The organism is Rhodococcus sp. 06-221-2 (assembly GCF_002258365.1).
Taxonomy (GTDB): domain Bacteria; phylum Actinomycetota; class Actinomycetes; order Mycobacteriales; family Mycobacteriaceae; genus Rhodococcoides; species Rhodococcoides fascians.
This window is the reverse complement of the sequence record NZ_NOYJ01000016.1, coordinates 348181-362216: the sequence shown is the minus strand read 5'-3', so window position 1 is coordinate 362216 and position 14036 is coordinate 348181. Positions and strand designations below refer to the sequence as shown.

Annotated in this window: 14 protein-coding genes; 7 read left to right on the top strand and 7 right to left on the bottom strand. The window is 65.0% G+C overall.

The features are described from left to right. Window positions 1-80 precede the first annotated feature (80 nt). The 4 genes from CH281_RS09270 to catC are packed head-to-tail and all read left to right on the top strand — an operon-like array spanning window position 81 to window position 3310. Entirely contained in the window at window positions 81-1010 is a 930-nt protein-coding gene (locus tag CH281_RS09270) for a LysR family transcriptional regulator (RefSeq protein WP_094693865.1), read from the top strand. Then, window positions 1007-2110 carry a mandelate racemase/muconate lactonizing enzyme family protein gene (locus tag CH281_RS09265; protein ID WP_094693863.1) on the top strand — a complete coding sequence of 368 codons (1104 nt, stop codon included), beginning with the start codon at window positions 1007-1009 and terminating at the stop codon, window positions 2108-2110. The genes CH281_RS09270 and CH281_RS09265 overlap by 4 nt, the downstream gene beginning before the upstream one ends. Before the next feature lie 43 nt (window positions 2111-2153). Continuing rightward, a complete protein-coding gene (gene catA, locus CH281_RS09260; protein WP_032367867.1) occupies window positions 2154-3020 on the top strand; it encodes a catechol 1,2-dioxygenase in 867 nt (288 codons plus the stop codon). Window positions 3021-3025: 5 nt separating this feature from the next. Then, window positions 3026-3310 (top strand): muconolactone Delta-isomerase, encoded by a 285-nt coding sequence (gene catC / locus CH281_RS09255; RefSeq protein WP_032385893.1) that lies wholly within the window; start codon window positions 3026-3028, stop codon window positions 3308-3310. Between the two features lie 51 nt (window positions 3311-3361). On the opposite strand, the gene CH281_RS09250 is transcribed toward catC, so the two are convergent. After that, a complete protein-coding gene (locus CH281_RS09250; protein WP_094693861.1) occupies window positions 3362-4507 on the bottom strand; it encodes an SGNH/GDSL hydrolase family protein in 1146 nt (381 codons plus the stop codon). 141 nt (window positions 4508-4648) lie between these two features. On the opposite strand from CH281_RS09250, the gene CH281_RS09245 reads away from it, so the two are divergent. Next, a complete protein-coding gene (locus tag CH281_RS09245) occupies window positions 4649-6133 on the top strand; it encodes an amidase (protein WP_094693859.1) in 1485 nt (494 codons plus the stop codon). 16 nt (window positions 6134-6149) lie between these two features. Here CH281_RS09245 and CH281_RS09240 read toward each other — a convergent pair whose 3' ends face one another. Then, a complete protein-coding gene (locus CH281_RS09240; RefSeq protein ID WP_179274150.1) occupies window positions 6150-7202 on the bottom strand; it encodes an NAD(P)H-binding protein in 1053 nt (350 codons plus the stop codon). An 86-nt stretch (window positions 7203-7288) separates the two neighbouring features. Between CH281_RS09240 and CH281_RS09235 the strand changes: the two genes are divergently transcribed. Next, window positions 7289-8089 carry an alpha/beta fold hydrolase gene (locus tag CH281_RS09235; protein ID WP_032368041.1) on the top strand — a complete coding sequence of 267 codons (801 nt, stop codon included), beginning with the start codon at window positions 7289-7291 and terminating at the stop codon, window positions 8087-8089. Beyond that, window positions 8089-9246: a PP2C family protein-serine/threonine phosphatase gene (locus CH281_RS09230; protein ID WP_370878755.1), complete on the top strand. Its 1158-nt coding sequence runs from the start codon at window positions 8089-8091 to the stop codon at window positions 9244-9246. Before CH281_RS09235 ends, CH281_RS09230 begins: the two co-directional genes overlap by 1 nt. On the opposite strand, the gene CH281_RS09225 is transcribed toward CH281_RS09230, so the two are convergent. From CH281_RS09225 to CH281_RS09205, 5 genes are all read right to left on the bottom strand, one after another. Beyond that, a complete protein-coding gene (locus tag CH281_RS09225) occupies window positions 9223-9582 on the bottom strand; it encodes an STAS domain-containing protein (protein WP_032368699.1) in 360 nt (119 codons plus the stop codon). The two genes, CH281_RS09230 and CH281_RS09225, sit on opposite strands and share 24 nt — an antisense overlap. Before the next feature lie 67 nt (window positions 9583-9649). Continuing rightward, window positions 9650-10981, bottom strand: a complete 1332-nt coding sequence (locus CH281_RS09220; RefSeq protein WP_032368698.1) for an MCE family protein — start codon at window positions 10979-10981, stop codon at window positions 9650-9652. Between the two features lie 139 nt (window positions 10982-11120). Beyond that, complete coding sequence (locus tag CH281_RS09215) at window positions 11121-11576, bottom strand: hypothetical protein (protein ID WP_032368697.1); 456 nt, start codon at window positions 11574-11576, stop codon at window positions 11121-11123. 68 nt (window positions 11577-11644) lie between these two features. After that, entirely contained in the window at window positions 11645-12892 is a 1248-nt protein-coding gene (locus CH281_RS09210) for a DUF6745 domain-containing protein (RefSeq protein ID WP_094694014.1), read from the bottom strand. 141 nt (window positions 12893-13033) lie between these two features. Beyond that, entirely contained in the window at window positions 13034-14014 is a 981-nt protein-coding gene (locus CH281_RS09205) for a sugar-binding transcriptional regulator (RefSeq protein WP_027494675.1), read from the bottom strand. Window positions 14015-14036: the final 22 nt, after the last annotated feature.

Here is a 14036-nt window from a genome sequence, read left to right as displayed (position 1 = left end):
GTCTTTGTCATCAATGGATTGCGGGCTTACTGTGGGCAGGGTCACGCCTGAGCGTGATACGAACCGACAGGAGGCAATCGATGGAACTGAGGCATCTTCATCAGTTCGTCGCCGTGGCCGAGACCTGTCACTTCGGTCAGGCAGCCAAACGCCTGCATCTGGCGCAGCCGGCATTGTCTCAGTCGGTCCGACAGCTCGAGGCCGAACTGGGCGTCACCCTGCTCACCCGAACCACGCGTCAAGTGAGCCTGACTCCGGCGGGGGAGTTCTTCTACCGCGAGACCGTCCGCAACCTCGACAATCTCGAACGCAGCAACCGCGGTGTCCGACGCATCGCCGATGGCCGGTACGGGTTGGTACGTATCGGCTTCACCGGCACGGCGGCATTCGATCAGTTGCCGCCGATCGCCCGTGCGATCAAGCAGCGCCTTCCCGGGATCGCGCTCGAAATTCACGGGGATCTGTTGACCCCCGCTCAGGTGGAGGGATTGCGGTCGGAGCAGCTCGACGTCGCGGTTCTGCGGCCACCCGTGGCAGGTGACGACCTCGTCGTACGCACCATCACCACCGAGTCGCTGCTGCTTGCGGTGCCCGTCGATCACCGGTACGCCACCGAGGCAGCGCTCGGCATGGCCGACCTCATGTACGAGGACTTCGTGATGTATGCGGACACGCACTCGGTGATGAACGACGCCGTGGTGCGTAGTTGTCGCGCAGCGGGTTTCAGTCCTCGTCGTGAACACGAAGCCCCGGACACCTCGGTTCTGCTGGCGCTCGTCGCGGCCGGGTTGGGTGTGGCATTGGTTCCCGAATCCGTCCGCGCTCTGCAGTTGAACGGCGTCGTGTTCCGCGACATCGCCGGAGCGAGCACGATCGACCTGGCATTGGCGTGGCACCGCGACCGACCGTCGGCACTCGTCGATGCGCTGGTCGCAGCGTTGGAGGACGCGGGAGTGCTCCCTCCGCTCGAACTATCCGTACCGCCTGCTCAGTCGAAGGGTGCGTTGTGAAAATCGTTGCTGTGGAGGCTATCCCGTACTCGATTCCGTATCGAAAGCCGCTGAAGTTCGCCAGCGGCGAGGTCGATGCGGCCGACCACGTTCTCGTACGCGTTCATACCGACGACGGTGTCGTCGGAGTCGCCGACGCTCCGCCTCGGCCGTTCACGTACGGCGAGACCCAGCGCGGGGTGGTGGCGGTAATCGAGACCCTGTTCGCGCCGGCCGTCGTGGGACTGCCGCTCGCCTCGAGGGAGGTGGTCAATGCCAAACTTGCTCGTACAGTGGGTAACCCGGTTGCCAAATCTGCCGTGGACATGGCCATCTGGGATGCGCTCGGGCAGACACTCGACCTACCCGTCACCGAACTCCTCGGCGGCTACACCGACCGTATGCGAGTGAGCCACATGCTCGGATTCGACACGCCTGCAGCGATGGTCGACGAGGCGAGTCGGATGCGAGAGACATACGGCATCGGAGTCTTCAAGGTCAAAGTCGGGCGACGGCCCGTAGAGCTCGACACCGCCGTGGTCCGCGCACTGCGAGAGGGGCTCGGTGAGACGGTCGAACTGTACGTCGACGGCAATCGCGGATGGACCGCTGCCGAATCTGCGCGTGCCATGAAAGAGATGTCGGATCTGGGGCTCACTCTTGCCGAGGAACTGTGCCCGGCCGACGACGTCCTCGGGCGTCGTTGGCTGGTACAGCAACTCGATGTTCCGTTCGTTGCCGACGAATCGGCGACGACCCCGGCGGAGGTCACTCGCGAGATCCTCGGTGGGTCCGCAACGGCCGTCAGTATCAAGACCGCTCGCACCGGATTCACCCGCTCGCTCCGCACTCATCACCTGTGCGAAGGGCTCGGTGTCGACGTGGTGATGGGAAACCAGATCGACGGCCAGCTCGGCACAGCCTGCACCGTCGCCTTCGGCGCGGCCTTCGACCTCACCTCACGCCGAGCAGGCGAGCTGTCGAACTTCCTCGACATGAGCGACGACCTGCTGACCGAAAGCCTCGTCATCCGCGACGGCGAACTGCACGTACTGCCGGGCTCGGGCCTCGGCGTGCGTATCGACCCCGACAAACTCGCGAAATACCGCACCGACAACTGATCTTCAGCACCGAAGAACGCAACTGTGAGCCAAGGAGTTCTCCATGAGCATCGACCACGCACCCTCGACGGAATCCGCTACCGAGGTGGCCACCGCAGCCGCGTCGGGGGCGAACGCCACCGAGCGTTTCACCTCCGACAAGCAGGCAGCCGCCGACACCCCGCCGGAGCGAGTCAGTCTGCTTGCTCGACAGGTCATTTCGGCAGTCCATGACACGATTCGCGAACACAAGGTCACTTACGACGAGTACAACGCCCTCAAGGCCTGGCTGATCAACGTCGGTCAGACCGGTGAGTGGCCGCTGTTCCTCGACGTCTGGGTAGAGCACGTCGTCGAAGAAGTTGCCGGCGAAACCCGTGAAGGCAGCAAGGGCACCATCGAAGGTCCGTACTACGTTCCGAATGCCCCGGAACTCGGGTCGGCCGCGATCCTGCCCACTCGCGACGGCGAACAGGGCACACCGCTGCTGTTCCAAGGTCAGGTCACGAGCGTCGACGGTAGCCCACTGCCGCATGCGGTCATCGAGATCTGGCACGCCGATTCCGACGGCTTCTACTCGCAGTTCGCGCCCGGAATCCCGGAGTGGAATCTGCGCGGCACGGTCACGGCAGACGATCAGGGCAACTTCTGGATCCACACGATGAAGCCCGCCCCGTACCAGATCCCGACCGACGGGGCCTGCGGCAAGCTGATCTCCGCGGCCGGCTGGCACCCGTGGCGTCCTGCACACCTGCACCTCAAAGTTGCGGCTGCCGGGCATCAGCAGATCACCACCCAGCTCTATTTCCCGGGCGACGCACACAACGACGACGACGTCGCCAACGCCGTCAAGCCCGAACTGATCCTCGATCCTCGGGAAGTCGACGGCGGCCAAGAAGTGACGTACAACTTCGTACTCGACAAGGGCTGAGCCACATGCTTTTTGCCGTGAAGATGCACGTCGCATTGCCGCAGGACCTCGATGCGGACGTACGAGCGGACACCCTCTCCAGGGAGAAGGCGTACTCGCAGCAACTGCAGCGGGACGGGGAGTGGGTGAGCATCTGGCGCATTGTCGGCCAGTACTCCAACCTCAGCATCTTCGATGTCCGGGACAACGAGCGGCTACACGAAATCCTGTGGAATCTCCCGCTGTTCCCGTACATGACGATCGAGGTGTCCCCGCTCGCGCAACACCCGTCGGACATTTCCGCGGGGTGATCGACCCCGCCGAACTCGAAGTTGGGGACGGAATTTCCGCGGAATCCGTCCCTAACTTCGAGTTCGCGGGAAGATCCGGTCGACGACGCGGTGGGCGATCAGCTCATGCGTCGACTGGTCGGGGTGCAGCCTATCCGGCAACGGGTGGTCCTCGACATCGTTGTCTCCGTACAGTTCTCGGCCGTCCAGGTATTGAAGATGGGGGTCCGCGGTGGCGCGCTCGGACACGATGCGGGCGAGTTCCTCGCGGATCACGGTCAGAGTCAGCTTTCCGGCACGCACCTCGGCGGGATCACCCGTCGCTGCGAATTTCACCGTGCCCGACGCCAATGCCGCCGGATCGAATGCACCTGGGCCGGGGGTGTTCTCGTGGATGGGGCACAGCAGCGCGGAGATCACGAACAGTGGGGTGTGGGGGTGACCGTCGCGGATGGTGTCGAGAAATCCGTGCACCGCGGAGGTGAATGCGCGTAGCCGCATCACGTCGGAGTTGACGAGGTTGATTCCGATCTCGAGGCTGATGAGGTCGGCGGGCGCGTCCCGAATGGCCGTCGCTACGAAGTGATCGAGCAGTGCGCTTCCGCCGAAACCCAGATTGCGCAGTTGCACACCGGCTGTCGCGGCGGCGAGGGCCGTCCAGGTGGTGCTGGGCCCTGTGGCGTTGGACCCCTGACTGATGGAGCTGCCGTAGTCGATCCAGATCGGTCGGGTGTCGATAACGGGTGAGACAGCGGCGTCGGTACGCAGCGCGACCAGTTCGATGATTTCGTTGTGCGGCAACCAGATTTCGACGTGTTTGTCGATTGCGGACAGCCCGGAGAACCGCGCGACACCAGTCGGCTCGACCTGATCGGTGACCGACCCCGTCGCCATGTCGATGGTCGTGGTGATGCCACCCGTCGTCGAAACGCGCTCGATGAGGACGCCGTCGATTCGCAGGTCGAACAGCCCGTCCGGCCGCGGCGGGAGGCCCAGGAATGTGCGACGGGTCGCCACTGCCTCGATCTCGATGATGGTGGCGGTCGTGGTGAAGACCAACCGAACTCCGGACGGCTGAGATTCCGCCATCGTGAGCTGGGGGTCGGTGAAGCGCTGACGAGCTCCGCGTGGCAGTCGATGAGGAAGCACGCCGTTGTCGGTTCGTTCCAGCTCGGCCGCGCCGTGCAGAAGTGTGTCGGAGATGTCGGTAGTGATCATGGTGGTCTCGATCTCTGGAGTGTCGGGCTGAGGTAAGGGCAGCTGGCGCACCTGCCTTCCTATATGAACCGTATATTTGCCTAATGCATTTAGGCAAACCGTTTCGCACACGGATGGGCCGCACGTAATTAAGGTGGCCACATGCGCATCGACGAGTATCGGACGTACGACGGCCTCGGGCTGGCCGAGTTGGTCTCCACAGGCGATGTCACCCCGCGTGAACTTCTCGATTGCGCACTGGAGCAGGCGAAGTCGGTGAACCCGGGTCTGAACGCGATCGTGCGTCCGATGCGCGAGGAGGCCGAGCAACGGCTGGCCGGAACGCTGGAAGGTCCGTTCGCCGGGGTGCCGTTTCTGATCAAGGACCTGTCGCAGGATTACGCGGGGCTGCCCACGTCCAGTGGTTCGCGTGCACTCACCGAGCTGCCGATGCCAGAACACGCGACGGTGGTGCAGCGCTGGCTCGACGCAGGCCTGGTCATCTTCGGTAAGACGAACACCCCGGAATTCGGTGCCAAGGGAATCACCGAGCCGGCAGTGTTCGGCCCGGCTCGAAACCCGTGGGACCGCAGCAGAACTCCCGGTGGTTCGTCGGGTGGCTCCGCCGCGGCGGTCGCGGCCGGGATCGCGCCGGTGGCGGGAGCGAACGACGGCGGCGGCTCGATCCGCATTCCGGCGGCCTGCTGTGGACTCGTCGGGCTCAAGCCCGGCCGCGGGCTGGTGCCGTCGGGACCGACGTTCGGCGAGCCGATGCACGGGGCCGCAGTGCAGGGCGTGGTGTCGCGGTCGGTCCGCGACACCGCCGCGATGCTCGATGTCCTCGCCGGTGGTGAGCCGACGTCGGGATACTCGTCCACGCCGCCGCCCGACGGGTTCCTGTCTCGGATGGACACCGACCCGCGGCCGTTACGGATCGGCATGTACGCCGCGACCTCGGTGAATCCGTCTCCGGCCCCGGAGGCGATCGCTGCGATGGAATCGGCGGCGACCACGCTCGGCGAACTGGGCCATACCGTCGAACTCCTCGAGGCCCCGCCGTTCGACGACGCAGCGCTCAACCGCGAATTCCTGCTCGCCTGGTTCACGTACCTGGCGTGGGAAATGGAAGAGGTCAAGCGCAGAACCGGGTGCGGTGACGACGCATTCGAGCGGGACACCCGAATCATGGCCGCGCTCGGCCGATCCGCGAGCGGAGTCGACTACCTCGATGCGGTGGAGGGCCGACACGTGCACGTGCGGGCCCTGGCCACCTACTTCGAAACGTACGACCTGCTGCTGACCCCGACTCTGGCCGAGCTGCCCCCGAAGATCGGGGCGTTCGAGCTGGCGAAGCCGCTGCAGTTGGCATCGGACTTGCTGTTGCGCAGCCGAACTGCGGGAATGCTCAAGTACACCGGCATCGTGGATCAGATGATCGACGAGAACATCTCGTGGATCCCGTACACCCAGACCGCCAACGTCACCGGGCGTCCCGCCCTGTCCGTTCCGCTGCACTGGACGAGCTCAGGATTGCCCATGGGCGCACACTTTCTCGCCCCGCTGGGGGGGGAGGGGCTGCTCGTCCAACTCGCAGCGCAGTTGGAACGAGCAGTGCCCTGGGCTCATCGCTACAGCGACATCAGCTGACAGACAGCGACACCGGCTAGCGGGTCGCTCCGAGCTGGACCTTGCCTGCGATGCCGGACGGACGCTGTCGCACGGTGCCGTCGACGATGTCGACGACTCCGCCTGCCCAGTCGGGATCGGTGTCGGCTGCGGCCTGAGGATCGGCGTGTGCGTCCGTACCTTCCTCGGCTGCCACCGTGATGGAGCGTTCCAAGGCCTCCCGCACACTGAGCAACGTCGTATCCGGTTCTGCGAACACGTCCGTCGCGGCATTACCGCGTCGCACGACCATGTCGTGGGTCAGGCTCTCCACCAAAGAGATCACGGTGCCGGGCGGCATCGCGGTGATGACTGCGACCGCGCGGCCGACCAGCCCCGTCGGCAGCAGTGGCACCGGAATCTGTGCTCGGCGCAGACCGGCGACGCTGCCGTACGCCTGCAGGAGTTCCGGGTAGCTCATCGTCTCGGTGCCGCCGATGTCGAACGATCCGGGACGGGCTGTATCGCCGAGGGCGCGGGCGATGATGGCGACGACGTCCACGACGGCGATCGGCTGCACCTGCCTCCGCATCCACGTCGGAATCGGCGTCACCGGCAGTCGCTCGGTCATGCGTCGCACCAACTCGAACGACGTCGATCCGGAACCGAGGATGATGGCGGCCCGGAGGACGGTGGCATCGACGGAACTGTCAAGGAACGCCTCCTCGACCTGCAGCCGTGAGCGCAGGTGATCCGACAGTGGAGTGCCGTCGTCGGGAATCAGACCGGACAGGTAGACGATTCGTTGGAGCCCGTTGCGTTCCGCGGCAGCGGCCATCGACTGCGCGGCGTGGCGATCCTTCTCGACGAAATCGCCCTCGTCCATCGAGTGGACCAGGTAGACCACCGCGTCGACATTCTCGGTAGCGGAGTCGAAGCTGTCGTGGTCGTCGAGGTCGAAGTGCACAGCCATCACGTGCGCACCCCAGGCGAAGCGCGACTTCTTCTTGGGGTCACGCATCGCGGCGTGTACCTCGTGGCCCTGTTCGAGAAGCACGGGGATCAGCCGAGATCCGATGTATCCGGTTGCGCCGGTGACCAGCACTCGCATGAGATTCTCGTTTCTGTAGACAGGGGTCATACCCTGTCCGGGCAGTCTCACTCCCCGCTTCCGGTGCCGGATGACACACTGTGCAGGTGAGTGCGCGTATCAGGAACAACGTGAAAGTCGTCGGAGCTGCCGACGGCCCGGTCGTGATGCTGGCGCACGGCTTCGGCTGCGACCAGACGTTGTGGCGAGGCGTCACCGAGATCCTGGCTTCGCGATTCCGGATCGTCCTGTTCGACCACGTGGGGGCCGGGGCAGCGGACCCGGCGGCCTGGGACGCCGAGAGATACGCCCACATGAGCACGTACGCCGCCGACATCGTGGAGATAGCGCAGGAACTGGACCTGACCGACGTCACGTTGGTCGGTCACTCGGTGGCGTCGATGATGGGGGTGCTGGCCGCCACCGCTGCGCCCGATCGATTCACCAAGCTGATTCTGCTGACTCCGTCCCCCCGGTACATCGACGACGGCGACTACCGCGGCGGCTTCAGTGCAGAGGACATCGACGAACTGCTCGAATCGCTGGACAGCAACTATCTCGGTTGGTCCGCATCGATGGCATCGGTGGTCGTGAACGCACCCGATCGACCGGAACTCGAGAACATGTGGACCGCGAGCGTGTGCCGAACCGATCCGGCGTGCGCACGGGTGTTCGCCCGCACCACCTTTCTGTCCGACAACCGGGCGGATCTGCCTGCAGTACCGGTGCCGACGTTGATCATCGACAGTGCGCGCGACTCGCTCGCACCGCCTCAGGTCGGCCGGTTCGTGCACGAACAGATCCCGGGGAGCGTCCGCATCACGCTCGACGTCAGTGGCCATTGCCCGCAGATCACCGCACCCGAACTGACGGCCGAGACCATCGCGGACTTCGTGAGACCGTCGTGATCGATGACCTCGATGTCGAGGACCTGTACGAGAATGCGCCATGCGGGTACCTGTCCGTACGCCCCGACATGCGGATCGCGCGACTGAACTCGACGCTGGCAACCTGGCTGGGCTTCGAGGTCGACGCGCTGGTCGGTACCGATTTCGGGGAGCTGCTCACCGTCGGTGGACGCATTCACTACGAGACCCACTTCGGGCCGATGCTGTTGATGAACGGCAAGCTCGACGGCATTGCACTGGACCTGGTGACGGCGGATCGTCGACGGCTGCCGGTGTTCATCACGGCGAACGTCAAGATCGACGCAGAGGGCCGGCCGGTACTGATCCGCATCACGGCGCTCGACGCTCGCGATCGCCGTACCTACGAGCGCGAATTGCTGCAATCACGCACGCGTGCAGAACTGTTGGCCAAGACGCTGCAGCGGTCGCTCTTGCCGCCCGCACTGCTACCGCCGTCGGGGATGACCGCCGCGGCGCACTACCGGGCAGCGTCCCGCGACGAGGTGGGTGGCGACTTCTACGACCTGTTTCCGTTGTCCGACGACTGCTGGGGCTTCTTTCTCGGCGACGTCTGTGGCAAAGGTGCATCGGCGGCCGCTGTGACGTCGCTGACGCGGTACACGTTGCGCGCGGCAGCGGTGTACGACGAGAACCCCGTCGCGGTGCTGCAGAATCTGGATTCTGTTCTGCGGCAAGAGTTTCGGGACGCCAATGCGCAGTTCTGCACCGCAGTCTTCGGCATTCTGAGCCGAACGGACACCGGATTCGAGGTATCGATGGCCAGTGGCGGGCACCCCCCACCGCTGGTCCTTCGTGCCGACGGAACCGCCCACTACGTGCCCATGACGGGCGGCCAGCTGATCGGAATACTTCGGCACGCTCGCTTCGTTCCGGCGACCGTCACGCTCGAAGCAGGGGACACCCTGATGCTCTACAGCGACGGTCTCACCGAAGCGCGAGTCGGCCGGGGCCGATACGACGACGACGGTGCTCTCCTGGAATTCGCGACGGCACACGCTCCGGCGACTCCGGCAGCCATCGTCGACGATCTGCGGTTGCTGCTGCGCAGTTTCGGCGACGGTCTGGCCGACGACGCCGCCGTCATGGCACTGGGCGTATCCCCGGCCCCCGACTCAGTCGAGGGCAGCGAGGGCTGACGGCAGGTCGGCGTGCAGGGTGAATTCCTGATCCAAGCCCATCAGTTTGATCGGCCGGCTGGTGGTCGGTCCGTCGGCGACGACCGAGAACGACAGGGAGTCTCCGTGATCCTGTTGCGCCGTCGCGAGAACGGTCATGGCCGCCGAGGCCAGAAACGACACTCCGCTCAGGTCGACGATCAGTGCAGCCGGGCCGGTCGCGGTCTGTGCGGTGATGGCCTCGGACAGTGCCGGAGCGGTGGTGACATCGAGCTCGCCCGCTACCGAGATGACGGCCGCGCGCCCGTCGTTGGAGGACTGGATCGAGAATCCTGCGGCGTTCGTGTCGACTGGCATCTGTACTCCTGAATCGTTACCCGCCGCGCTCGTCGACGGGGGATGCGGACCATTCAATCAGGCGGTGTCAGCGGAGCGTGACCTGAGTTCCTCGAAGCGCAGGCGCGCCCACCGTCGTGGTCCAGGAGGGGACGGCCTCCGGTGCGATTCCGGTGGCACCGCCGTAGATGACGGCCAGGGTCTGCTGCTCGGTGACCGAGCCCGCATACGAGGCGGGTACGGGGGAGAGCTGTGGAGCCGAGAGCACCGGGATGTTCTGCTCGCCCGGGTTTCTGGTTGGCACCTGGTACGAGCCGTCGTTGGGTGACCCACCCGGGTACTGCGGGAAGTATTCGCCCGCATTGCGGTCGAGCGGGGTGTAGCAGCTCGGTCCGCGGGTCTGCTCGAACAGCCGTGGCTCGTCCTGGTTCGGCAGGTATCGACCCTTCGGATTGACGAACGGCATCGAGACGTTGATGCCGGGATACTCGTCGCCGACGCCGGTGACGATCCTGCCGCGTCGGGCCCCTTCGGCGAACTGCGCGACCGTGCAACCCAGGGCGGGGGAGAACTCGGCCAGCACTTCGAGTGCCTCGCGCGAATTCGCGGCGAGACCGATCAGCTGCGTCGAGTTCGCCTCGAGAAAGCCCGCCGTCGTGTTCGAGGCGGATGACACCGACGTGTACAGCGTCGCGAGCGCGGATTGCTTCTCGACGACGGTGTTGCCGGTGGTCCGCAGATTGTCGAGAGCGCTGACCAACTCGGGAGCTGCATCGGCGTAGGTCTGGGAGAAGTCCGCCAATCCGCGTAGGTCCTGCTGGATGGCGGGGAGTTCGGTGTTCAGTCCGGAGAAGATGTTCTCCAGCCGATCGATCGTCAGGCCCAGCTGTTCTCCGCGGCCGCTGAGCCCCTGTGCCAGTGCGCCGAGGGTGTTCGAGAGATCCTGTGGCGGCACGGCTTGGAGCAACGGCAGCAGGCCGTCGAGCAATTGCCCCACCTCGATGGCATTTCCGCTGCGATCCTGCTTCAGCACGGTGCCCTCGGTGATGGGCGAACCGGGCTTGCCGTCCGGCGGAATCAACGCGACGTACCGCTCACCGAAGAGAGTCTTGGGCAGCAGGCGAGCCGTGACGTTCGAGGGGATCATCGGCGCTTTGTCCGGCTCGATCGCCAGTTCCGAGGTGACGACGCCGTCGGTGGTCGTAGCCGATCGGACCTCGCCGACGATCATGCCGCGCACCTTGACGTCGGCATTGCGGGGCAGCGCGTTGCCGACGCTGTCGGTCTCGAGGGAGACGGTCACGACGTCGACGAAGGTCTTGTTGTACGAGGTGACACTCCACCCGACGAACACCACGATGAGCACGACCAGTCCGATTCCGAGGAGACGGTTCTGCGCCGGCGAAGGGGCGCCGGTCATGCGACGGTCTGTGCGACAACAGCAGTCATGACGCGAACCTTAGTGCTACATAGAGTCACACTTACTGCTCCGACGCCCCTTCTGAGATGCACCTATCAGTGCCCGGGTGATGCGATACAGATCACACTTGGCCGGTGTGTCAGTCCGCGATCAGTTGCGTCGACGAGAACCAGCCGTCTCCGCCGCGTTCGCGCTGACGCCCGATGACGTATCGGCCGGGTGCAATTCCGGTGGCTCCGTGTTCGGGGTGAATGAGGTAGGCGGTCTCCGAATTGCTCAGGATGCCCAGAGCAAGGCGTCGAACGTCGTGCACCGGACTCGACCACGTGCACCCGCGGCCGTCGGCGACGAGGCTGTGCGGATTGCCGCCCGCCGCACTGCGGAGCAGTTCGATGCCGGACAACGGCACGGTCTCGTGTCGTGTCCGTTCGGTGGTGACGACGATGCCGTCGAGTACGGCGAGCGGGACGACGATCAGATCTCCCTGGGCCTGCGACCCGTTGACGACGGGCACCGATATCTCCTTGTCGAGGTAGTCGAAGACATCCAGACCGGTGCGGCTGGTGAGAGTGGACAGCGTGATGTTCGAGTTCATGGGGTCACCTGTGGTTGGTCGTCGGGGTGGGTAGTTGTGGGGTGGGTATCGATGGAGGTCGTGCGGAGTCACGTACGGCGGAGGAGCCGGGCATAGTCGGCTCCGGCAAGACCGTAGGTCCAGCCTGCCGCGTCGACGGCGGAGGTGAAGGCAGCGGGGACCCGCAGCCCGTAGCGGCGCCGTCGACCGTCGCGTTCACGAGAACCGTTGACGGCAAGCAGAATTCGTCCCCCGTCCTGCCAGCCCTCCGGTGCTGCGTACAGCTCCAGGGTGCAGCCCGGGTTCCCCGGATCCTGGCCGGTGTCGACGAGGCGTAGACCGGCCTGCTCCAGGTAGGTGTCCCAGCCGATTCGTTCGATGGCGCTTCGTCGCACTTCGACGTTGCGTTCGACAGTGATGCGGTCGACCGTCGGGTCGCGGATGACCCAGCTCGGAACGACGGTGCCGCTCAGTACGTGGACTGCGCTGCCGTCGGCGAACTGCACGGCCGGGCCCTCCGAATTGTGCAGCCGCACTTCACCGTGCGGTGAATCGGGTAGCGGTTCGACGTGTACGGCGGTGGGCCGTTCTGCCATCACTGCGATGTTCTCGAACGCCCACCACCAGCCCGTCGACTCGATGAGGGCGGTTTGGACGTCGAGTAGTTCGACGTCTTCGAAGGAGAACCGGGCGAGGCCGTGGCGACGGAAAGCGTCGTAGTAGGCGACGCGATGGGCTTCCTGTTGGCCGTACCAGGTGATGGAGCCGAACGGGCGGGGAGTGGTCGTGCGGATGGAAGTGGCAATTCCGTCGAACAGGCTGGTGTGCAACGACGTACGGACGGTCCGGTCGATGATGGGATCCGGGCTGATACCGGCGAGGGCCGCCTCGATCGGGGTGCCGCGGGCGACGATGCCGCGGACTCGAAAGTCGTTGCTGCCGTTGGTTGTGCTCCACCGGTCTTCCCGCGGCCATTCGATGTGGCGGCGCTCGATGATGCGGTCCATACGGTGCCGGGAGTCGGACAACATGGTCGCGATCGCGGCGTCCACCTCGGTGCCGGCGGTGGATATCGACGGTGTTCTCGCCAAGTGTCTGCCGGCGATGAAGGTCGCTGCAGCCCGAGGCGACGGCACCCAATGGAACTCGGGCTCGTCGAACCCGGCAGATCGATACAGTTGTGCCACAGCATGTTCCGCGACAGATCTGTCGGCTGGGCCGGCTTTCAGTCCGTAATCGAGCCACCGGTCGCGTTGCGCACAGACCGCGCGGATGTCTTCGGCGTAGGAATCGGGATCTTCGGAGAATGTGCCTCGACGGGGGAATGTCGACGGCATCGGCACGGCGCTCACTTTGGTGAGGCGGTGTCCGCCTTTCCTGTTGTCATGAACCAAGAGTGACACGAGATTCGGCCGAGCGCAAGGGTTGCCCACGTGCGCGGAAGTTCGTAGCAGGGGTCGAGTTTCCACTCACATGGGTCAGCGCGAGCGCAACACCAATTTCGCGGCGCTGATGTCGTCGATCACCAGATCGGTGATCAGGCCACCGCGCAGTGCGGCGGTAAGGGCGTCGAGTTTGGACTCTCCCGCCACGATGGCGACTCTGCGCGGGACGGCCTTGAGCCGATCGAGGCTCGGACCACTCGATCTGTCGTTCAACGCAATTCGGTTGTAGCTGCCGTCGGATCGGAGGAACACCGTGGCGATGTCGCCGACGACGCCGTCACGTTGCAGCTCGGCTCTGTCCTCGCGTTCGAGATAGCCGGCGCTGTAGACGTGACTCGGAACGGCTCCACTCATGACGCCGATGCTGAAGACGGCGAGGTTCATGCGATCCTGAAGTTCGAGCACGCGCCTGATGCTGCGCTCGCGCCACAGGTGCTGCCTCGTTTCCGGATAGTCGAAGAATGCGGGGACCGGAAATCCCTGTGCCGCAGCCCCGTACGCGTCGGCGAACGTCCGGATGATGTCGGTGGCATACGAGACCCCCGTGGTGCGCATGTTGGCTGCCCCGTTCAGTTGCACCACGCTCGAGTTGTGGGTTCGTTTGGGGGCGAGCTTGCGGCTGACGGCGCTGACGGTGGTTCCCCAGGCGACGCCCATCACCATGTCCGACTCGAAGAACGACGTGAGTAGTCGGCCGGCGAAGGTCGCGACCCGATCGAGACGCTGCAGTTCGTCGACCGTCTCCGCGACCGGCACCACGTGTGCACGAATGTCGTACAGATCGGCGAATGCACGCTCGATCCGCGGTGCCTGACCGAGTGGGGTGGAGATCTTGATTTCCACCAGTCCCGACGCCCGCGCGAACGTGATGAGTCGTGAGACTGTCGAACGAGATACGCCCAGCTCACGGCCGATGGCCGCCATCGTCATGTCCTGGAAGTAGTACAGCCGCGCCGCCTGGGTGGCATGGCCGGTCCGCAGGTCGGATTCGGGAGTGATGCCGGTGTCCGTCACCGGCACCAGTGTACGACCGAAT